Below are 20,313 nucleotides of genomic sequence, written 5' to 3'. Positions count from 1 at the left end.
TACTAGCCCAATTGAGGTGCCAGGTGCCAGTTGGGTGGGCGGCTGCACGCGGTGCCGGGCGGTATCTACTAAAGTGGGCGAGGGTGCACGGGTCTCTTGCTGGGACAGTGGATGTGAGAGGTGCCTTCCTGGATGAAACCATGCTCAAGAACGAGCGTTCATCGTGAGGAAGACACCTCCCGTCCGCTTCCAAAAGCTGTATGTGGTGGTGGGCTGGAATGTCCGGATTAGGGTCGCAATCCCCCTCCGATTGGAACTGGGTTCGTGTACGAGCCGGCGTCTAGGAGTTGTTGATTGGCATGCCATACAGCGCCATCGTTATCGACCCCGAGTAGGGCGACCGTTCCATTCTCGTTGGTCTCGGCGGCAATGTGCATTGTTGTCGCGGAGAAAACGGCCTGCGCCCAGGGGCTCCAGGAGGCCGATCCAGGTGTGGCCTGTGAAGTGACTGAAACGCGCGCGGAAGTGATGCCGTATACGTTGAGTCTTCCGCTGCCTTCCCGGGCTACCGCTACCTCACTGACCAACAACTCGGCGCCTGTCGCAGTCGTGGCGAAGGGGACAAAGGGAAACCAAGCCGCGGAGTTGACGGTTGCCTGCCGAGACGTCCAGATGCGTCCATGTGTGTCAACAGCGAAAACATTGACAATGCCCTGGTTATCGGCTTCTGCTGCGATCGAGTTGAACGCCGGCAGCTCTGTGCCGTTAGGCACTGTGAACAGCTGCCACGCTGTGAAGGTATTTGCTCCCGGAGATGTCTGTGTCGCGTGCCAGGCACCTCCATCCTTGTCTACACCGACCAGTTGCATTAGGCCGTCTTGCTCGCGGGCAGCTGCGATGGACTGCAAGTGACCGCTGAGCTGAGTCCATCCCGACAGCCCGGGGCTGTTGGCGGTGAGTTGTCGACGCTGAAAGACCTCGCCGGTTCCAAGGCTCAAGCCGAGTTGTTGTGTCCGGCCATCAGTGTAGGCGTCGGCGCCAACTGAGTGCCATCCCGCGTGCTTCGAAGGCGCAGACCAGCCGCTCCAGTCCGTGGAGTTGCTGTTCAGTTGATTGTTCTCGAACATCTTGCTGTCGGGACCAACACCGATCGCCACTAGTTTTCCAAGGGGGCTGCTCTTAGCCACCGCGATTGACGAACCCTCGAGCGTGGGGGGAACATAGAGGAGCCGGCTCGCCTTCGGATTTGATGTCAGGGTAGCATTCGCCTTGATCTGGGCAGCGACCTTTGCTGTGAGTTGCGCGGCCGGCACGCCTTCGAATTGTCCCGAGCCAAGCATTACGGCCACCGCGCCGGCTACATATCCGGCCGCAAACGACGTCCCGGTGAAAGTCGTCTTCGATGGGTCGACCGAGGCGGAGCCGATGTTTTCGCCAGGTGCCCAAACACTGACGCAAGCTCCGAAGTTCGAATTTTGCGTGGGCAGGCCGAGGATATCGGTCGCGCCGACGGCGATGGCGCCAGGTGCGAAGTTCGGGCTGCTGCACGGATCGAAGCCTTGGTCCCCCGCTCCGGTGACAACCGGGATGCCGGCCGCCATTGCCGCCTGTTCCTTGGCGAGGATCTGCGCCAACTCCTCCGGTGGACAGGTAGTCGGCTCGCCTGATCCGTCGGCGCAAAGACGGTTGAGGCTGAAACTGATAACCGCGTGTCCGATTGAGTGGCTGGCGGTCGCGTGGTCAATTGCCCATTGAATAGCAGCGGCAATGTCGGTGCCATCGCCGCGGTTGAAGCAGTCAAATGCACGGACCGAGATCAGATCTGCGTTCTTGGCTACGCCAAAATTTGCCCCCCCGATCAGTCCGGCGACAGGGGTTCCGTGATTGGCGGTCGAGCAGTCGCTCGAATCTGGATGGCTGGGCGTCTCGCCACTTACTGTGTTGGCGCCGAGTAATACGCGTCCAGCGAATTCCGGATCGTTCGCACTCTCTCGGATCCCGGAATCGATCACATAGACGTCGACATTCTGTCCGGCGGATGCCAGAAAGTTGTAACGGTTATTCAATTGCATTTCCCTTTGATCCAAGCGGTCAAGCCCCCATCCGCCGTCCACGTCCGGCCGTGTCTGTCCGGCATCCGGCCGAACCGAGGTGGCGTGAACGATTTGCGCGCCCGCGCCAGCCCCGGGGAGCACTTGCGCACTCAGTGCTAATCCAGCGAGCGCCACAGCACGCCACTGCCTACCTTGCCTAAACAAATGGATCACACTCCTTCGTGTTAGATGGGAGCTCCCGGCCTGTGGTGAGACCGATGGGTTCCACGCGCGAGTCAACATCACGCAGACCGTGCAGGCATGAGTAAGTTGTGCTCAGAAACGAACCTGTATCGTTGTGCGCCGACGTGGTGGAGTTGCTAATGTCGATTCCGGCTGGATAACCGACCGTCAGGTTTCTGCTAACGTTTAACTACCCAGCGTTCGATGCACAGTTCCTTTGCTGGGAGGGTGGCATCCATGCCGAGGAAGTACGATGAACCGACGAAGGTCGGGGCAGTCCGGTTGGTGACCGAGCATGTGGTGATCGCGCCAGTGAGTGAGAGGCGATCACCTCGGTTGAGGATGATGCCGGAGACGTTGCGCCGGTCAGTTCGCCAGGTCACGTTCGATGCCGGTGAGACCCGAGGGTGTGACATCGCAGATAGGTGCGCACAGCTGCGACATCGCCCCGGAGCCCAAGGCGCGTGGGTCAAGCGGGCGCGCGCCGCACGGTGGAACGGCTCATGAAGGCGAACGGCTGGCGGGGTGAGCCCGCGCCAGGAAGGTTCGCACCACCATCCCTGGGTTCCGGCCGCGACCCGGCCGCCGGAGCGTTCGCCCACACCGCTTTGTCGAAGGCAGGTCGCCCCGGCTTGCCCTCACCACGGCGTCTCTCTACGCGGCGGCGAGGGCAAGCTCACGGCACGAGTTCCGTGCCGGTGGAGGCTGTCGCTTCCGGCGGAGCGGAGAGCTCGCCCCCTCGAGCTCTCCGCTCCGCCAGTACGCCACGGTCCGCACGCATTGGTATTGAGTAAGTCTTACTCAGTATCGACTACCTCAGGCGTCGGCCAGGGAGTCTCCGCCGGAAATGTGAGTACGGCCTGCTCTCTCATCGGTGCCAGGTGCAGCGTCTACTAGCAGTAGTGAAGGAGTCGCGTCCTGAGCACGCCCGGCGTGCGCGGCACCTGCGCGAGGCCGACGTCTACCTCAGCGGACGCCACCCTGTCCGCTGAGGTAGACGTCGGCCGCCTCTGACCGCCAGTCGCTGTCGGCGACTTGACACACCCAATCCAAAATGGAAGCGCATTTGGAGTTGAGCCACGTGGAATACAAGAGAGCGCGCGCTCCGTCAGGCTGCTGCCACGGCGTTGGCGGACCTGTTCGCCCCGAGCGACGGCAAGGGTTGCCTGAGGGGTTCCACGTGGACGTTCGGGTCGCTTGGCGTTGTCGCCGGCCTCGACCTGTTGTCGCCGCGGCCGAGTTCGCAAGCGCTGCGATAGGAATCAGGCTCGGTTGGCAAACGTCCATTCATCGAGGTGAACGGCTGTTTCACGGTCGCTCGACTCCAGCGATGGCCGACTACCGACCCACAGCTATCTAGTGCCGCGCGTCGTTAGTTGATTTACGGTTGGTGTTTGGGACGATGAGGCATGGCGAATCGTCCTGCTGCTGCGTTGGTGTTGCGTGAGGGTGACGAGGAGGGGTTGGTTGCGTTGACGCGGGCGTCGAGTGTGCGGGCCGGCCGGGCACAGCGGGCCCGGATCGTGTTGCTGGCCTCGCAAGGGGTGTCGAACTCCAGGATCGCGGAGCTGGTCGGGGTGTCGCGGCCGACGGTGATCGGCTGGCGGGATCGCTATGGCGAGCGGGGGCTGGCTGGGCTGGACGACGAGCCGCGTGCGGGCCGGCCGCGCTCGGTCGATCATCGGGGCATCGTCGCGGCGACGTTGACGCCGCCGCCGAAGAAGTACGGCGTCACGCACTGGTCGTCGCGGCTGCTGGGGCGGCATCTGCGCATCGGGGACGCCACGGTGGCCCGGGCGTGGCGCGAGTTCGGGGTGCAGCCGTGGCGGTCGGAGTCGTTCCGGTTCTCCACCGACCCCGAACTGGTGGCCAAGGTCACCGACGTGGTCGGGCTGTACTTGGCGCCGCCTGACAACGCGGTCGTGTTGTGTGTGGACGAGAAGTCGCAGATCCAGGCACTGGACCGCACGGCCCCGATCCTGCCCTTGCAGCCCGGGCTGGCCGAACGCCGCTCCCACGACTACGTCCGGCACGGCACCACGACCCTGTTCGCCGCGCTCGAGATCGCCACCGGCCAGGTCACCGCGGCCTGCAAACCCAGGCACCGGCACCAGGAATTCCTCGCGTTCCTCAAGCAGGTCGCCCGCGCCCACCCCGACCGCGAACTGCACCTGGTCATGGACAACTACGCCGCCCACAAACACCCCCAGATCAAGGCCTGGCTGGCCGACAACCCCCGCGTCAGCGTCCACTTCACACCCACCCACGCGTCCTGGATGAACCTGGTCGAGGTCTGGTTCTCCATCATCGAACGCCAAGCCATCCACCGCGGCACCTTCCGATCCGTCAACGATCTCAACACCAAGATCCGGGCCTTCATCACCGGCTGGAACGACCGATCACACCCCTTCACCTGGACCAAGACCGCAGACCAGATCCTCAACAAAGCCAACCGTCAGAAGACCTCCGACGCGCGGCACTAGGACCTGATGAGCGTTGCAGGGCTTCTCCGGTCCGCGTTCGGCTCCCTGCTGTGTCAAGACACGTTGGGAGTGCGGTCGTAGGGTGTTGTTTGGCGGGTCCGCGGAGTGGCTTGTCCGAAGAGCCGGTGTTGGGATGTGAGCTGGTCGCGCTGGAGTCAGAGTCGTGTCCCGTTTGCCCTCCGGGGCCCGTCGCTGTGTGTGCGGCGAGATCGGCGAGCATGGTCTTGTACATCAGGTCGGACAGTCGTCGTTTCAGGCAGCGCATCGCCTCCAGCGAGGTCCTGCCGGTGGCCTTCTTGTGGTCGTAGTAGGCGCGGCCTTTGGTTGGTCGGCGTAGCTGGACGGTGGCCATGATGTGCAGCGCCCGGTTGATCTGCCGGTTCCCGCGACGGGACAGGCGGTGGCGGACGTGGTCGCCGGAGGAGGCATCGATCGGTGCGGTGCCGGTCCAGGAGGCGAAGTGGTTGCGGTCGGGGAAGCGGCTGATGTCACCGACCTCGACCAGCAGCCGGGCCGCCCCCTTGCGGGCCGATGCCCTCCAGTTCGAGCAGGCCGGTGCCGGTCGCACGGACGTGTTCGAGCAGCTCCTTGTTCGCGGCCTTCTTGCGGGTGTAGAGCCGCTCGAGGTCGGCGACCAGCTCGAGCGCCACCCGCTTGCGGGTCTTGCCGACGATGTCGCGTGGCTGCACACCGGCGAGCAACTTCCTGCTTGCGCGGCGGACAGATAGCGCTTGGCGCCGCCGGGGATGAGCTCCAAGAGCAGGGCGTGCAGCTGGCTGACCTTGCCGGTGTGCTCCTCACCGATCGAGCGGCGCCGGTCCACCGGCAGCCGCAGCACCTCGACTTGCTCGTCGTTGACCACCGGCCGAAGACCGGCGATCCGGGTGCCCACCAGCGCGACCGAGTGGGCGTCGGTGGCATCGGTATTGCGGCCCTGTCCGGTCGCGAAGACTCGCGTCCTGGCAGACAGTTTCGGCGGCACGTCGACCACCTGCTCGCCCTCGGCGATCAGCCGCAGTGCGATGTGCCGGCCGATACCGCGACAGCCCTCGATCGCCAGGGTCGCGGTCCGGCCAGCCCGCGACCCTGGCGAGCAGCGCGCGGTACCCCTCGGTGTCGGTGCCGAACCGGGCGCCGTCGAGCACGGTCTCATCGGCGGCCATCACCTCGATCGTCACCGACCGCTCGTGCGGGTCCATCCCGACCACGACCCGCGGTTCTCGGCTGCCCTGTGCTGTGCCATGTGTCCCTCCTTGAATCCACCGATGTCGGGTCAGGAGGGCACCGCTGCTTGGAGCAGAGCAATCCCTTCTTGAGCCATTCCCGGCCCTAGCGGTGCCCGAGGCAGCGCAGGCCAGATGAGAGCCACACCGCGCACGGTGGGCAGCCGAAGTGGGAGCGACAACCCGGGCACCTCAACCGAGGCTCGTCAGACCCGGTCGTGAGGTCAATACAACCAGCAGCCGACGTGCGGCAGCCGCTGGTACTTCGGAGCGGATGCTATCGGCGCTAATTCCATCGGCATTCGCCCTATCGGCATCTCGCCGCTCGTCATCACGGCGGGCGCACACGCGGCGAGATCTCAAGACTGCGTTGGCGGCAGAGAGTTGCTGTCAAACCGTGTATTTCTTGGCTCAGCAGCCTGGTTCGCCACCGCCGCACTCGCGGGGCTGCATCGCTGATCAGGTGTCGTCCTCGCGAAGGGCGTGGCTCACTCGTCGGGTGCGCCCGCAGAGGTCATCACTGCGGATATGTTGAGCGACTTCTATCAGGTCAGCGGAACCGTCCACCACACACTCGAATGGGATCCTCACCGGCGCCATCACCGACAGCCCCCGGCCCCGATCGCGCGGCGTCCGGCTGCCTTCGAGAGCGTGCGGTACGTACTCGGCGTGCTCGCGCTGGCGGTGGCATCCCGTCGTGAACACGACGCGCGATGATCAAGCAGGTGCTCGGATTCGGAACCAAGATCCGGGGTCGAGATTCAGATCCGCCGGCCAGGGTTGGCCGATTACACAGACGAACGGCTCGTCGGCAATCAGCCGGTGGCGCGAGATGCCGAAGGGTCCGTCCTGCACTCCACGCCGGGCGATCTGCTGCTCGGCACAGAGGTCTACGGTCAGCGAGAACGCGCAGGGCTTGCCCGGAGCAAGCAGATGCTCACGACCGTACTGGCTCGCTACTTGCCCGCCGATACCGAGACCGAAGCTTCCCGTGACGGCCATAGCGAGGTCCAGCGGGCTCGCGAGGAGATTGTTGCGGCACAGAGGCAGATCAGCCGCCTCGAACGGCGGCTGGAGAGATTGCCGGTTTGTCATGGAGCGACTGGAACAGTTCGATGCGGTCGGCGTTGCGGACAGGCTGCGCGATCACGAGGTGGCGCAGAAGGAGGAGGATCTGCTGGCTCGAGCATCGACGTCCGTCGCCAAGAAACCAGCCGCGTCGGCGCCGCATCTGATCGAAAGCGCATACCTTACGGGTAAATCCGTCGACTCCCGACAGCGACAGCCAGATCGCGCGCTGCACCACCACCCAGCCAGTGCGCAGCATCGAAGGCCAGCGGCCACGGACCGCTACCCCTGTCCCCTAAATCACCCCAGTGGGGGAGCATCTACTCGATGTGACCAGTCTTGGGGGCGACCTGCGACAGGAAGTCGCGGATGGATTGTTCATGGTCAGTCAGGGTCGCCGCGGTGCGGTCAGACGATGCTGCGCTGAACCCATAGCCGGAGTCCGAACCGGATAGCCACCTGTAGTCGTATGCTCCAGACTGGTCCGGGCGCGGTGAAATCTCGAATAGCTCTCCATCAACCTCGAGCTGGACGGGGTGCTCCACCGGTGCCATCGACTATCCCTTCATGGACCTCGCTGCCTCGCTCCAATGCTGGCGAGAGTCTAGATCGCAACCACAAACCGACGTCCTTTGCGCCTCACACACCCCACACCTGGGACCCCCTGCTATCGCTCAGCGCGCGTAGCATCAAGGGCCCAGCGGCCACGGACCGCTACCTCAATTTCCTAGCCCACATGTCGCACATCAGTTGGCGGACATGTGTCGCGGATCTGTTGGTGGATCACACCGTGTCGCCGACTGTGTCCTGTGCCGGGTGATGCTTGACAGCCGTGTGCCACCTGATGGTTGAGGCTCGCCGTGTTCGGCAAGGCTGTGTCCGACGTTTCCGTGGGGCGTCGGTGACTCAGGAGCGCCTCTGTGTCAAGCGGCGTGGAGTTGGTGGTGTTGTTGGTCGGCGAGGATGCGGCGGTAGACGGTGTTCGTGTTCCGTCCGGCGAGCTTCCTTGACGGTCTTGTGTTCGGCGATCTTCCGTCGGTAGTGGTCGCATCCCGGACCGGGGTCGCGTGCCTGAGTGACGGCGGCGACGTGGATGGCGGCGTTGAGTTGCCGGGCGCCGCGTCGGGATAGCCGGTGGGTCTCCTGGTCGCCGCTGGAGACGTCGATCGGTGCGGTACCGGCATAGCTGGCGTATTGCTCCTGGTTCGGGAACCTTCGGAGGTCGCCGGTAAGCGCGAGGATCTTGGCCGCGGTCAGGAACCCGATGCCTTGGATCTCCGTGAGGGTGGTGGCGCTGGCGGTCGGCCTCGGTGGCGGGGCGGATCTTGGCCGGCAGCGCCGAGGCATCGGTGGTGTCGAGGCGAACCTCAGCGCCACCGGGCTGCAGGTCGCGGAGCAGGACGTGCAGCCGGTTGATCCAGCGTGTGTGCTCGGCGACCAGGTCGTCGCGGCGCTCGGTGAGTAGACGCATGATCGTGGTGTAGTCCTCGACCTGGACGCGGTTGAGGCGTCGGTTGTGCAAGGCGACCGCGGCGACCGAGATGCGTCGGCGACGTCAGTCTCGCGTGCGCTGCTGGATCCCAGCAGCCGTGCGCGCGGCCAGCTTGGCCGGGACGTCCAAGATTACCTCGCCGGCGGTCACGAGCTGCTGGGCGATGCCGCGGCCGAGACCGGTGGCTCCCTCGACAGCCCACCGCCGGTCGGGCCATTGGGCGGCCCAGGCGAGCAACACCGCGCGCGTGGTCTTGTCCATGACGGCCCGGATCGGGGGATCGGCTTGACCGGCGGGGTCTATTGCGACTGCGGTCAGGGAACTATTGTGGGGGTCGATACCGATCGTGATCACCAGTCCGGTGCCGTTCGCGTTGTGATGGTGGAACGGACCGCGGTGGGCAACCTGACTTCCGGATCGATCAGGCCTCTGCTGAGCCACCCCGCAGCGGGTGTCGGCCGGGTACGCACGCTCTTGATGAGCCAGCCCGATCGCGGACGGGGAGCAGGTCGTCGACGTCCCGCCGAAGCTGTCCGCGCGGGCACGTGTCTTCGCCACCGGCCAGGGCTGCAAGACCGACGCCACCGACGCGCACTCCGTGGCATTGGTCGGCACCCGCATGACGGGGCTGCGTCCGGTGGTGGCCGATGAGCAGCTCGAGGTACTCCGGCTGCTGGTCGACCGCCGCCGCGCCCTGGGCGAGGAGCACACCCGCAAGGTCTCCAGCTGCACGCGCTCTTGCTGGAACTCATCCCTGGCGGGCGAAAGTGTTCTTGTCGGCTGCACAGGCCCGCAAACTGCTGGCATCGGTGCGTCCGCGCGACCTGGCCGGCAAGACCCGCAAACGCGTCGCAACCGAGCTCGTGGCCGACCTGGACAAGATCTACGCCCGAACCAAGGCCGCCGACAAGGAACTCACCGAGCTGGTCAAAGCCACCGGCACCGGCCTGCTGGACCTGCACGGCATCGGCCCCTCCGGTGCTGCCCGGCTGCTGGTCGAGGTCGGCGACATCACCCGGTTCCCCGACCGCGGTCACTTCGCCTCCTGGACCGGCACCGCACCCATCGACGCGTCCTCCGGCGACCACATCCGGCACCGTCTCTCCCGCGGCGGCAACCGGCAGATCAACCGGGCACTGCACGTGATGGCCGTCGTCCAGCTCCGCAACCCGACCCAAGGACGGGTCTACTTCGATCGCAAGAAGACAACCGGCAAGACCTCGATGGAAGCCATGCGCTGCCTCAAACGACGCCTCTCCGACCTGGTCTACATGACCATGCTCGACGACCTCGTCGCCGCGCAGAAGACGGGCCCGGCAGGACAACCAGGCAACGACTCTGTCTCCAGCGCGACCGGCTCACAGCCCCAGCACCGGCTCTTCTTCGCGCCGTACCCGCGTCGAGCGGTGCTAGATGGCTGCTCGCATTGCAGGCCTTCGAGGCCGGTCGATGAGCACGACCTCTTCTCGCTGACCATCCGGCTAGGCAACACGGTAGGTAGCCGCGAGGATTCGAAGAGCCTGCTCCCTCTTCTGCTCGAGCGTTTGGTGGCATGCAACGAGCTCGACCCGGGTATCGTTCTGTCGAATCTGTCGCGAGAGCAATGGCGCACCTGGCTCCCAGTCGAGCAGCAGGCGGTCGAGGAGTACCTCGACCGCCTGTGGCGGTCCTTGCCGACAGAGCTCCCGTCGCGAATCGAGGCGGTCCTTGATGCGGCCGAATCTCTCGATGCTGCCGCCTTGACTGGCGACGGTATCGATCGGTTCCTCGCTGCCTGCAACACTCTCCATGGCGCGGCTCCGGATCAGCACCTTGCACTGCTCGTGAACGGGTATGGCTTCGCTGATCCTCATCGCAAGGTAACGACTGCATGGCTGTGCCGAGAAGCGATACGCGACCGACTGCTGACGGCCTTCGGGCGCGACCACGATTCAGCGTGGGCGGATGACCTTGCTAGTGCTTACGACATCCTGCGCTGGCAACCTATGGCGGAACAAGCTAGTGTCCTGCTTCTGAAATTCGTTGCTTAAGTTGGTCTTGGGCGTTTTGCCCGGTGACGCGTTGGAGGGTAGCGACTGAGTGAGTCCAGGATTTCGTCGGCGGTCTTCTTCCAGACGAACGGTTTCGGGTCGTCGTTCCAGGACTTCACCCAGGCGCGAATGTCGGCTTCGAGAGCCTGGACGCTCGTGTGGGTTCCGCGGCGGATTTTCTGCTGGGTGAGGTGACCGAACCAGCGTTCGACCTGGTTGAGCCACGACGATCCGGTCGGGGTGAAGTGCATGTGGAAGCGGGGGTGTTTGGCCAGCCAGGCTTTGATGGCAGGGGTTTTGTGGGTGCCGTAGTTGTCGGCCACGATGTAGACGTCCAAGCCCTCGGGCACCGTTTTGTCGATTGTGGCCAGGAACTTCTTGAACTCGGTCGCACGATGCTGGCGGTGCAGTTCGGTGATCACGGTGCCGTCGGCAACATTGAACGCCGCGAACAGCGAGGTGATCCCGTTGCGCCGGTAGTCATGCGTGCGCCGCTCTGGCATGCCCGGCATCATCGGCAGCACCGGCTGCGACCGATCCAGCGCCTGGATCTGCGACTTCTCATCCACACACAACACCACCGCGCGCTCCGGTGGATTGTGATACAGCCCGACGACATCGACGACCCGCTCCACGAACAACGGATCGGTGGACAACTTGAACCCATCGACCCGGTGCGGCCTGAGACCGAAATCGCGCCAGATCCGCCCGATCGTCGAGCGAGACAACCCAGTCCGCTTCGCCATCGACGACTGCGACCAATGCGTGGCATCGGCCGGCTTCGACTCCAGCGTCGCCACGATCACATCCTCAACCTGATCCAGACTCACCGACGACGGCCGGCCCGGCCGATCCTCATCGACCAACCCATCCAGCCGCTCCCGCAGGAACCGGCGCCGCCACTTCCCGACCGTCGTCTCCGAACACCCCAACTCCGCCGCGACCTCCTTGCTCACCGACCCCGGCTCCGCACAGCCAAGAATGATCCGCGACCGCAACGCCAGCACCTGCGACGACTTCGCCCTGCGCGCCCAACGCTCCAACTGCGAACGCTCATCAACACTCAACACCAACTCGGCCTTCGGCCGCCCAGTCCTAGGCATACAACCACCCTAGACTTATACAACGAATTTCAGAAGCAGGACACTAGCTGATCTCACTCAAGGTCCGCTAACGCCGCAATCCGTGCGCTCAGCGGTCGTCGCGGTGCCTCCGCCAGCCTGGACTGGACGGTGATGGGCTGCTGCGCGGGCGCCGTCGCGGTCAGGTCCTCGATCGGTGTCGAGTTCGGTCGGGAGCGCGTCGGCCGGCGTGGTCGACAGCGACCCGCCCGATGCCGACGACGTCTTTCACCCCAAGTGGTCTGCATCCGCGCCGGCTCCGGCCGTGTCCTGCGCCGGTGACGCGCTGCTTCGAATCACGAGGAAGTCGGCCGCGCCCGCTCGAGCGCCCGACTTTTGTCAGCAAGGTATTCAGCCATCTCGTCCCATGATCGATGCGGATGCAACGCCTGTTCGCCGCGAAGCGCGCGGGTGCAGCGCCGCCGGGTCGAGGCCGGCCACTCCGTCCTGATCGGTGAGCTCCGCGCCGATCTCGGTCATCCGCTCCCGCGCGTACTGTCCGCGTTGTTGTCTTGGCCGGCGTTGAACTGTGGGTGGTGGGGATGCCCGAATGAGCAAGGGCTACTCAGGACGTGACTCTGAGCGTCAAACAGAATGACGGCGGGGCGCTGCCCGGCTGTGCCGTGGAGGGGCCCGGCGTTGGTAGGAGGAATTGCCTCGTTGGGCAGTATGCGTCTCGGTGGGCCAGTCCGGCAGTTGAGGCGGTCCGATTCGGGTGGTGTCGGCTTGAGAGTTGGGACTGGTGAGTGATGTTTCGATCATTGAGGTTGGGTGCTTCGGCGGCGGCTGGTATCGCGGCTGTCGGTGTGCTGTTGTTGGGTGGCTTGACGTCGGCGACCGCGTCGGTGCCTTTGGCGGCTGCGGGGCGACCCAGGTTCGTGGGGGCTGATGCGGCGTCGGGTGTTCCGGAGGGCTATATCGTCAAGTTGAGGGATAACGCAAGTCTTCGGTCACAGGGGGTTGCCGCTCGGGCGAAAGGACTCATGAGTGCGCACAAGGGCACGGTGCGTCAGGTGTGGACGCAGACGATGCATGGTTTCGTGGCGACGATGAGTGAGGCTGAGGCGCGGAAGCTTGCTTCGGACCCGAATGTGGAGTCCGTGCAGCAGGACCAGTACGTCGACATGGCCCCGGCCGTCAGTGTGCCTGGGACGGCGAGCAAGTCGGGAGGGGCCGCGAGTAACTCGGCTGGGCCGGTTCGTGGATCCTCCGGGACGGCGGGGGTGGTCGGCCCGCTGGCCGTCGGGGCACCCCCGCCACCGGTTATTGCGACTGATAACTGGGGGCTGGACCGGATTGACCAGCGCAAGCTGCCGCTGGATCAGAAGTTTCACTACGACAGCACCCGGGCCGGCAATGGTGTTACCGTATACCTCATCGCGCCACCTGCTAGGGAGACACATCACGACTTCGCTCCGCGTGTGGTGAACGCACAGGCCAACCTGCCCCGACCTAATCAAAACCAGTGCCAGGGGGAAGGTACTAATAGTGCGGGAGCCATCGGCGGTACCGCCAACGGTGTCGCCAAGCAGGTTAACATCGTCGTGGTGCCGGCCATTTTCTGTGATTCTTCCACCACAGTGGCCGAGCTCGTGAGCGCGTTCGAGTGGATCGTTGGCGATGTGACGAGGCGGCCGGCGGTGATCGATTTTCAGCGGGGCCTTGCATGCACGAGTCAGGGTGGCGAGAACGGGTGTACACCCGAGAATGCGAACCTGCTCCGAGACGCCCAAGTCAACGCGCTCGATCACGGCATCCAGGTTGTGGTGGCCATGAACGCCTTCTACTATGTCTCCAGTCCCTGCAAGGGAACGTCGACGAGCGGGCCGCATAACAATAACCTCGTGCCTGGTGTCCTTTATGTAGGCGAGACGGATATTCACGACACGATTTCGGGTTACGATCCCGACACCGCCTCGTGTGTGGGGATTTGGGCACCCGGAGTAGGGATCAAGTTTGACACCAAGGATTCCGACGACTCCGAGGCAACCGGGGGCAGCGCTCAGTTTGCGACGGACTTCGTCGCTGGCGGGCTCGCGATGCTGCTTTCGGAACCGGAGTTTGCGGATGCGTCGCGGGCGCAGGTGACGGCGGAGTTGCTGGAGCGGGCGACGCCGGGCGTGGTCGGGGGTTTGGGCCTGGGTGACGCCGACAAGTTGTTGTTTACGAAGCCGCCGGGGAGTTTCACGACGGGTCTGCGGTTGGGAACGACGCCGAATGTGGACGGGGCGCTGGCCATGTTCGGTGTCAACCCCGACGGCCGGTTCATGGACCGTTTCCAGACCGGTACTACGCTGGCCGCTGCAGGGTCCTGGGGTCCGTGGACCACCTCCGCGACTGCTGGTTGGGCTTCGATGGCGGCTGAGCGGAACGCGAACGGCAAGATCACGCTCATCGGTGTCACCTCGCCGGCCAAGGGACTGTGGCAGCGTCAGCAGGCTGCGGCCAACGAGAACACCTGGACGTCCTGGTCGCAGCTGGACAATCCCAATAGTCTCGGTCTTACTGCCGTGAGTTTGAAGCGTTTGGCCAATGGCCGGCTGATGATGTTCGGCTCGGACTCCGATGGGCAGGCGTACTTCCGTACCCAGACCGCTCCGAATGCCACTACTTGGAGTGCGTGGGCTGGGTTGCCGTTCGGTCAGCCGGCCCGGTCGATCACCGCGGAGTCCAACTCCGACGGCAGGGTCGAGGTCTTCGCCAGCGACACTGATGGTCAAGTCTGGCGGATCAAGCAGGTCACGGCCGATGGAGCCGATTGGACTGCGCCGGCGGTGATCCCTGGCGTGGCTGGAGTTCAGATGGTGGCCGCGAGCCGTCATCGTGACGGACGTGTGGACCTGTTCGCGATCGTTGACGGTGGTGAGCTCAGCCACGCAACACAGAGCTCGGCGGGTTCTGACTCGTATACGGCGTTGACCTCAGTGAACAACGTGACCAACCTGACCTCGATCAGTGCCAGCGTCAATAGCGCCGACGACATCGACCTCATTGCCTCCGACACCACCGGAGCCGTCCTTGAGAGCATCGAAAACGGCCCGGACAGCAACACCTGGCCCGCATTCACCTTGACCGGCACTATCCATCCGTAGCGGTCCGCGCCGCGCAGTGTAGGGGTTGGTTATGTTCCCAGGCAGGTAGATCTCGAATCCCATTGGTTGGCGTCGCCGCTTTGGGCGGGCCAATGTTCGCGGACTTGGACGCGAACATTGGCCCCGGTGAGGTCTTGCTGGTATCGGTCGGTTGTGACCATGGGACCATGCTGCCTGATCAGCGAGTCGGCGCAGGAGCGAGCTCGCGTCGACAGCCCGGCTGATCCGCGCGCAGACGCTGGCCGTGGAGGCACGCCCGTACATCGAACGGCCCCTCGCCCTCGGCGCAGGGCACGGGGGGCCGGACAAGAGATTTCCAGCCGAGCAGGCGACTCACCGCGGATCGCCTAGAGGGGCGTCGACAATCGGTCTGGTACTCCTCGCCACGACAGTCGATCTCGCGACCGGCACCGTGGCGCATAATCTCGATCACGAGGTAATCCCGTCACCCAGCCTTGTCCCCGGCTCCACTCGACTTGCCCTGCGAGCGCTGGGGGCCCTCGGCGGAACCTGGACATCGACCATCGCGGTTCTGCTCGCTCGCAGCGGTCCACTGCCTGGTCCTGCGCCGCGGCGTCCGGCCGCTGCTCAGGGCAGGTGAATGGATCCTGGTTCTCGAAGCGTCGAGACCCTACTGATCAAGCTGGTCATCGGCAGGTTGTCGCCACGCGCCGGCGACGACCATCTCCTCGCCGGCGGGATCTCCTATCCTTCGTCATACGCGGCCGACTCGTTCACGCGGCGGCGGATCGCGGTCACTCTGGCCACCTGCCGCCCGCAGCGGACCAGGCCAGATCCTCAGCCGGTGCGTCCCCATTGCAGCAACATTGGTCGCCGTCGCATCCGCCACACTGCACGACAGTTGGCCGAGCGACGCGATCGCCGGGTGGGCCTCACCACCCGCCCCACCGCTCGACCGAGCCCAACCCCGCATCACCCGCGCCGCCACTGGCCGACGAGGGCTGAGACCGAGCGCGCTATGCGAGCGGCTCGAGGACGCGCAGGTGGACGAACGCGAAGTTTTCAAGGCGAGCACATCGACAGGCCTGGACGAACACCTACTCGCCATCACAGGCGCCAGCGAACGAGATCCACCACGAACTCTCGGAGTTTCACATTACGCCGGTGCGCAGTGATCCGATGTCAGCAGATTGCGGCCGGTGGTAACTCCCTCACAGGTGCGCATTGCTGTTGTGTCGGAGCTGACTGATGAGAGCCCGGACAGCGGTCTGGTTGGCGACTTTGTGCCAGATCGCTTCGAGGTGCACTTGGTGGCGTACAGTGACGGCCAGAGGCTGGGCGACGGTTCCGGGCGCGGGGTGCTGGGCGGGGCCGGAGGTGACGATTGTCCAGCCGTTTCCGGCCGCGATGTCCTGGACGACGGCGGCGAGACTGTCGACGGTCCGGGCTCGGCTCGGTTCCGGGAGGCCGTGATCGGCGAGCGTTTTGAGGATCAGGTCATAGATGGCGGGGTTGTCTTCTCTGCGGGGCATGTGCAGCGGGTCATCGGACAAGTCGCGGGGATTGATGCTGCGCACGGTGGCGAGGGGATGGCCAGCCGGTAGCAGTGCGTAGAATTGCTTTTCCGCGCGGAGCGGGGTGCTGCGCAGCACCCCTGGTACGGGGAGATGCCGGTCGACGGTGAGTGTGAATCCGATATCGATGTCGCCTTTGGTCACCGCGGCGGGATGGGCGAGCCAGGGGATGTGGAGCAGTTCGACCACTATCGGGGGTCGGCGGGCTGCCAGCCTTGCGCAGGCCTCGGCGAGGGCTGTTGTGAAGGGGTAGAAGTCCAGGGTGCCTGCTCTCAGAACGGCTGCGGCGGCATGGCCGCGGGCGAAGGCGAGGGCGTCCAGCTCATCGGCCACGCTGACCAGGTGCCGTGCCTGGCCGAGCAGGTCAGCCCCAAACGCGGTGAGCGTCACGCCGCGCGGGCTGCGACGAAACAACTCAGACCCGATCATGCGTTCGAGGCGGCGCAGTGCGCGGCTCAACGTCGGCTGGTCGGCTTGAAGGTCTACCGCAGCCCTGCTGAGGCTTCCGGCGTCCGCGATCGCCACAAACATGCGCCACTGCGCCAGTTCTACGGCCATGTCTCAAGATACATACCGGGGATGCCAGACCGGCACTTCCCGTGTGTTGCCGGCTCGGGCACCGTGGACCTGCGAGACCTTCCCATATGGGGTAGGTCACCGGCTCACCGGGAGAAACGTCATGGCTTATCAGTTTCCTATCAATCCCGATAATCTGTTCGAGGAACGCACGGCGCAATTCGTGAACCTCGGCCTTCCCGCCGTCGAGGTAGCCCGCCTGCGCGGCGCGATCACCGATATGTGGGCTGACGCTCCTGGCGGGTGGACGTGGGAATGGAGTCGGCTAGCAGAGCGGTATGCCGCTTCCGGAGAACACTACCGGGCGTCGCTGGCCTACGGTGGGGCGCGGTTCCCGTGCCTGGCCGACCCTGCCAAGGCGGCCGCCATGGCCTGTCAAGTTGAGCAGTACACCCTTGCGGCGCCGGGCTTCCCAGTTGGATTCGAGCGCCGTGTCGTCACCGCCCGCTACCATGGGGCTATCGTCGAAGTGCCGGTGCACGTGCTGAGCCCTGCCGATGCGGGAGCCGATACTCCGGTACTGATCGCGAGTGGCGGGATCGACACCTGGAAAATGGACCTGCATCCCATGTGGGAGGCGCTCGCGCTCGGCGCCAAGGTACGCGTCGTGGCGTTCGAGCACGCCGGAGTGGGGGAACTCAGCCACATTTCTTTGGCTCCGGACACGCAGGAGATTATCGGCGGCTTGCTCGACTTCGCCCGCACTCTCACCACCGGCAAGGTTGGGCACTTCGGATTGAGTTTCGGCGGCTACTTCTCCGCCCAGACCGGCCTACTTGCCGACGCTGACGCGGCCGTCGTCCTGGGCGGCCCGGTAACCAGCGCTACGTTCGGGCCCGAACACGCCAAGAACCTGCTATTCGGAATGGCCGACATTTTCGGCAACGCGGCCGGCTTCACCACCAAGCCGGACCAGGACACCCTCATCGCCGCCACCGGGCCGTTCGCCCTCGACGAACTGCTGGCCACGCAGGACAACTGCCCGATGCTGGTGATCAACGGCGACGCAGACGTGCACGTCCCGACCGCGGACACGACGGTTTTTAGCAACCGGCCGAACACGCAGGTCGAGCTCGTTCCCGGCGGCACCCACTGCGCTCTTAACAAGCTCGACCAGATCATGCCGGTCATGATCACATGGATCGCCCACGCCCTGCAGTCATGACCGCCGAGCACGACATGCCCTCGCCCCGGCGTACCGTCCCGGGGGAGTGGTTGATGTCTTCTCATCCAGTCGCAACGGCACTGTTCGACCCATTGTGACAGGCACAAGCTGGCGGCCTGGTCGATGAGGTGCTGGCGGTATCCGCCGTTCACCCAGGTCTTGCGGATGCCAGGCTGGGCCGCTGCGATGTGGTCGATCAAGGTGGTACCGGAGACCGAGTCGGATGCCGAGGACGAGGCTGCGTTTGCGGCCGATGATCTTCTTGGCGCTGTCAATGCCTTGGTCGGTGGCTGAAATATTGGTGGATGTCTTGACGCTTGGGGTCGAAAGCGCAGGCTGAGGGCTCGGTCTGCCGACCTCGGTGGCGCGCGTCAAGCGGAGCAGCAGGCCGTGATAGTTCGTGAAGATGCCCGTGCCGACCTAGTGGAGTGTGTCATTGGTTTCTGGGTGTGTTTGGGGTTTGACCCGTTTCGACGGACTGGGCCGATGTGAGGTGGCTAGGCTATCCCGCTCGGCGGTGACGGTGATGGTGGATTCGTACCGTGTGGAGCTGAGGTAGCCGAGGGTGGAGTGGCGTCGGCGGGTGTTGCACCAGCCTTCGATGTAGTCGAAGGTCGCGCTGGTGGCGGCCTTGCGGATGGGCCAGGTGCGGCGGTGGATCAGCTCGGTCTTGACGGTGGCGAAGAAGGAAGGACTCGGCGACGCGTTGTCCCAGCACTGGTCCTTGCGCCCGACCGACAAGGTCACGCCCAGATCCCTTGCCAGGTTGGCGTACTGGGTGGAGGTCAACTGGCAGCCCCTATCGCTGTGGAACACCAGGCCTGCCGCTGGCCGGCGCCGGTTCACCGCGTCGGTGAGGGCCTCGGCGACCAGGTCGGTGCGCAGGTGGTCAGCCGTGGCCCAGCCGACCACGCGGCGGGAGGCGAGGTCGATCACGGTGGCCAGGTAGAGCCAGCCCTCCCAGGTGTGGATGTAGGTGATGTCGCCACACCAGCGGGTATCCAGCGCGGCCGGCTCGTCGGGGTCGACGGCGAAGTCGCGGCCGATCAGGTCCGGGCGGGGTGGTGGCGGTTGGGGTGGCCGGTTCGAGGAGGGTGGGCTGGCGGGGCTGGAGGACGAGCCGCGTTCGGGTCGGGCGGGTCTGGCGGACGGTCGAGTGGTGGTGGCGACGTTGAAGGCGGCGTCGCCGAAGCGGCTGGGGGTGTCGTATTGGTCGAGCAGGTTGCTGGCCGCGAGGCTGGGAGTTGGCAATGCGATGGTGGCCCGGGCGTGGCGTGGCTCGGGGTGCGGTCGTGGTGGGCGGAGACGTTCAAGTTTCCACCGCCCGGGAGTCGGTCCGGGGGTGTGGTGGGGGTTGTATTTGGCGGCGCTGGAGAACGCGATCGTGCTGTGTGTCGATGGGGAGTCGTGGGTTGAGGCTTGGATCGGATGCCGAAGATGGTGGCGATGCGGCCCGGCTTTCCGCGCCGCGCTCGTTTGGCTACGTGCGGCACGGCACCACGACTCTGTTCGCGGCGTTGGAGGTTGCCACCGCGAAGGTGAACTGCCGCGGTCAGGCCGCGGCGTTTGGCACCAGGAGTTCCTGGTCTTCCTCGGGCAGGTCGCGTAGGCCTACCCGGATGCGCAACTGCGCCTGGTGATGGACGGCTATGCCGCGCGCAATCGATTGCGGGCTCTCCGCCTGGCCGGCCCGCCGCGGCACGTTCGGCTCGGTCAAGGTCCTCGAGGCCACGATCCGCGCCTTCATCGACGGCTGGAACGACCGCTGCCACCTCTTCGTCTGGACCAGGGACCGCCGACGAGATCCTCAAGAAGGCCAACCGTCAGCAGACTGCAGAAGCACTCCGCCAGATCATGGATGCCATTGGCATCGAACAGCAGGTCGCCCGGTACGAGCTCATCAAGTCCCACGCTCGCACCCACACGCGCCTGTTCAGCAGATGTCCTCAGGAGCGAATGCGATCGTACGCGTAGGCCCGCTGGGTAAGGAGGGACTAATCGTAAGTGTCTGGCCCCGTCCCGCCCCAGAGGTACGGCTTGCGGATTTGCGCGGTGCGTAGGACATCGCCACTTCGCCAGCACGGTGTTGAGCTGTGTTTCGCGTGACCTCGTCGGCTGAAGTTCTGCTGCTCAACCACCCGGGGTCCGTCCTTGCGAGCGGCTCGCGGCTGCACAGACTGCGCCGCGGCCGGGCCTTCGCCGGCCGATTTCACCAGCTATGGGACGTTCGGTCCGGCCGAGCGCAGGGACGGACCTTGAGGCTTTCCGGTCCAGGAGTTCTGCGCTAGTCCGTTGGGGGGAGGATCCGCTGG

The 20,313-nt window shown here is 65.0% G+C and carries 18 protein-coding genes; 5 read left to right on the top strand and 13 right to left on the bottom strand.

What is annotated here, in order from left to right; all coding sequences use genetic code 11:
• Positions 1–227 precede the first annotated feature (227 nt).
• Positions 228–2,012 carry a S8 family serine peptidase gene (locus OG876_RS00515; RefSeq protein ID WP_328522743.1) on the bottom strand — a complete coding sequence of 595 codons (1,785 nt, stop codon included), beginning with the start codon at positions 2,010–2,012 and terminating at the stop codon, positions 228–230.
• A 1,613-nt stretch (positions 2,013–3,625) separates the two neighbouring features.
• Here OG876_RS00515 and OG876_RS00510 point away from each other — a divergent pair.
• On the top strand, positions 3,626–4,699 hold the full coding sequence (locus tag OG876_RS00510) for an IS630 family transposase (RefSeq protein WP_328522661.1): 1,074 nt from the start codon (positions 3,626–3,628) through the stop codon (positions 4,697–4,699).
• Here the strand turns inward: OG876_RS00510 and OG876_RS43840 are convergent.
• From OG876_RS43840 to OG876_RS43835, 6 genes are all read right to left on the bottom strand, one after another.
• Positions 4,656–5,267 (bottom strand): transposase, encoded by a 612-nt coding sequence (locus OG876_RS43840; RefSeq protein ID WP_442914078.1) that lies wholly within the window; start codon positions 5,265–5,267, stop codon positions 4,656–4,658. The genes OG876_RS00510 and OG876_RS43840 overlap by 44 nt on opposite strands.
• Positions 5,188–5,388, bottom strand: coding sequence for a hypothetical protein (locus OG876_RS00505; protein WP_328522742.1), 201 nt, complete (start codon positions 5,386–5,388; stop codon positions 5,188–5,190). The genes OG876_RS43840 and OG876_RS00505 overlap by 80 nt, the downstream gene beginning before the upstream one ends.
• Before the next feature lie 1,251 nt (positions 5,389–6,639).
• Complete coding sequence (locus OG876_RS00500) at positions 6,640–7,017, bottom strand: hypothetical protein (RefSeq protein WP_328522741.1); 378 nt, start codon at positions 7,015–7,017, stop codon at positions 6,640–6,642.
• Entirely contained in the window at positions 6,974–7,249 is a 276-nt protein-coding gene (locus tag OG876_RS00495; protein ID WP_328522740.1) for a hypothetical protein, read from the bottom strand. Before OG876_RS00495 ends, OG876_RS00500 begins: the two co-directional genes overlap by 44 nt.
• A gap of 61 nt (positions 7,250–7,310) precedes the next feature.
• A complete protein-coding gene (locus OG876_RS00490; RefSeq protein ID WP_328522739.1) occupies positions 7,311–7,544 on the bottom strand; it encodes a hypothetical protein in 234 nt (77 codons plus the stop codon).
• Between the two features lie 352 nt (positions 7,545–7,896).
• Complete coding sequence (locus OG876_RS43835; RefSeq protein WP_442914077.1) at positions 7,897–8,337, bottom strand: transposase; 441 nt, start codon at positions 8,335–8,337, stop codon at positions 7,897–7,899.
• Between OG876_RS43835 and OG876_RS00485 the strand changes: the two genes are divergently transcribed.
• Positions 8,255–8,455: a hypothetical protein gene (locus OG876_RS00485; RefSeq protein WP_328522738.1), complete on the top strand. Its 201-nt coding sequence runs from the start codon at positions 8,255–8,257 to the stop codon at positions 8,453–8,455. The genes OG876_RS43835 and OG876_RS00485 overlap by 83 nt on opposite strands.
• A 90-nt stretch (positions 8,456–8,545) precedes the next feature.
• Here the strand turns inward: OG876_RS00485 and OG876_RS00480 are convergent, their stop codons facing one another.
• Positions 8,546–9,040: a hypothetical protein gene (locus OG876_RS00480; protein ID WP_328522737.1), complete on the bottom strand. Its 495-nt coding sequence runs from the start codon at positions 9,038–9,040 to the stop codon at positions 8,546–8,548.
• 215 nt (positions 9,041–9,255) lie between these two features.
• Here OG876_RS00480 and OG876_RS00475 point away from each other — a divergent pair, with 215 nt between their 5' ends.
• A complete protein-coding gene (locus OG876_RS00475; protein WP_328522736.1) occupies positions 9,256–10,512 on the top strand; it encodes a transposase in 1,257 nt (418 codons plus the stop codon).
• Here OG876_RS00475 and OG876_RS00470 read toward each other — a convergent pair.
• Complete coding sequence (locus tag OG876_RS00470; protein ID WP_328522735.1) at positions 10,509–11,615, bottom strand: IS630 family transposase; 1,107 nt, start codon at positions 11,613–11,615, stop codon at positions 10,509–10,511. The genes OG876_RS00475 and OG876_RS00470 overlap by 4 nt on opposite strands.
• A 369-nt stretch (positions 11,616–11,984) precedes the next feature.
• A complete protein-coding gene (locus tag OG876_RS00465) occupies positions 11,985–12,113 on the bottom strand; it encodes a hypothetical protein (RefSeq protein ID WP_328522734.1) in 129 nt (42 codons plus the stop codon).
• 269 nt (positions 12,114–12,382) lie between these two features.
• On the opposite strand from OG876_RS00465, the gene OG876_RS00460 reads away from it, so the two are divergent.
• The gene (locus OG876_RS00460) at positions 12,383–14,725 is read left to right on the top strand and encodes a protease inhibitor I9 family protein (RefSeq protein ID WP_328522733.1); all 2,343 of its coding nucleotides are present in this window, start codon (positions 12,383–12,385) and stop codon (positions 14,723–14,725) included.
• A 1,172-nt stretch (positions 14,726–15,897) separates the two neighbouring features.
• On the opposite strand, the gene OG876_RS00455 is transcribed toward OG876_RS00460, so the two are convergent.
• On the bottom strand, positions 15,898–16,818 hold the full coding sequence (locus tag OG876_RS00455; RefSeq protein WP_328522732.1) for a LysR family transcriptional regulator: 921 nt from the start codon (positions 16,816–16,818) through the stop codon (positions 15,898–15,900).
• A gap of 121 nt (positions 16,819–16,939) precedes the next feature.
• Here OG876_RS00455 and OG876_RS00450 point away from each other — a divergent pair, with 121 nt between their 5' ends.
• Positions 16,940–18,001, top strand: coding sequence for an alpha/beta fold hydrolase (locus tag OG876_RS00450; RefSeq protein WP_328522731.1), 1,062 nt, complete (start codon positions 16,940–16,942; stop codon positions 17,999–18,001).
• Between the two features lie 420 nt (positions 18,002–18,421).
• Here OG876_RS00450 and OG876_RS00445 read toward each other — a convergent pair whose 3' ends face one another.
• Both OG876_RS00445 and OG876_RS00440 read right to left on the bottom strand, forming a co-directional pair.
• Positions 18,422–19,252, bottom strand: coding sequence for an IS3 family transposase (locus OG876_RS00445; RefSeq protein WP_328522730.1), 831 nt, complete (start codon positions 19,250–19,252; stop codon positions 18,422–18,424).
• A 301-nt stretch (positions 19,253–19,553) separates the two neighbouring features.
• Positions 19,554–19,748 carry a hypothetical protein gene (locus OG876_RS00440; RefSeq protein WP_328522729.1) on the bottom strand — a complete coding sequence of 65 codons (195 nt, stop codon included), beginning with the start codon at positions 19,746–19,748 and terminating at the stop codon, positions 19,554–19,556.
• Positions 19,749–20,313: the final 565 nt, after the last annotated feature.

Origin of the sequence: Kribbella sp. NBC_00359, assembly GCF_036097425.1 — a bacterium.
Lineage (GTDB): Bacteria > Actinomycetota > Actinomycetes > Propionibacteriales > Kribbellaceae > Kribbella.
This window is presented reverse-complemented; position numbering and strand designations above follow the sequence as displayed.

Bases quoted from the DNA above. Each gene is read 5' to 3' on its own strand.
- OG876_RS00465 (WP_328522734.1), bottom strand. From the start codon at position 12,113: ATGACCGAGATCGGCGCGGAGCTCACCGATCAGGACGGAGTGGCCGGC.
- OG876_RS00495 (WP_328522740.1), bottom strand. From the start codon at position 7,249: ATGCTGCGCACTGGCTGGGTGGTGGTGCAGCGCGCGATCTGGCTGTCG.
- OG876_RS00490 (WP_328522739.1), bottom strand. From the start codon at position 7,544: ATGGCACCGGTGGAGCACCCCGTCCAGCTCGAGGTTGATGGAGAGCTA.
- OG876_RS00485 (WP_328522738.1), top strand. From the start codon at position 8,255: ATGCCTTGGATCTCCGTGAGGGTGGTGGCGCTGGCGGTCGGCCTCGGT.
- OG876_RS00500 (WP_328522741.1), bottom strand. From the start codon at position 7,017: ATGACAAACCGGCAATCTCTCCAGCCGCCGTTCGAGGCGGCTGATCTG.
- OG876_RS00515 (WP_328522743.1), bottom strand. From the start codon at position 2,012: ATGCAATTGAATAACCGTTACAACTTTCTGGCATCCGCCGGACAGAAT.
- OG876_RS00455 (WP_328522732.1), bottom strand. From the start codon at position 16,818: ATGGCCGTAGAACTGGCGCAGTGGCGCATGTTTGTGGCGATCGCGGAC.
- OG876_RS00510 (WP_328522661.1), top strand. From the start codon at position 3,626: ATGGCGAATCGTCCTGCTGCTGCGTTGGTGTTGCGTGAGGGTGACGAG.
- OG876_RS00460 (WP_328522733.1), top strand. From the start codon at position 12,383: ATGTTTCGATCATTGAGGTTGGGTGCTTCGGCGGCGGCTGGTATCGCG.
- OG876_RS00440 (WP_328522729.1), bottom strand. From the start codon at position 19,748: ATGAAGGCGCGGATCGTGGCCTCGAGGACCTTGACCGAGCCGAACGTG.
- OG876_RS00450 (WP_328522731.1), top strand. From the start codon at position 16,940: ATGGCTTATCAGTTTCCTATCAATCCCGATAATCTGTTCGAGGAACGC.
- OG876_RS00470 (WP_328522735.1), bottom strand. From the start codon at position 11,615: ATGCCTAGGACTGGGCGGCCGAAGGCCGAGTTGGTGTTGAGTGTTGAT.
- OG876_RS43835 (WP_442914077.1), bottom strand. From the start codon at position 8,337: ATGCCTCGGCGCTGCCGGCCAAGATCCGCCCCGCCACCGAGGCCGACC.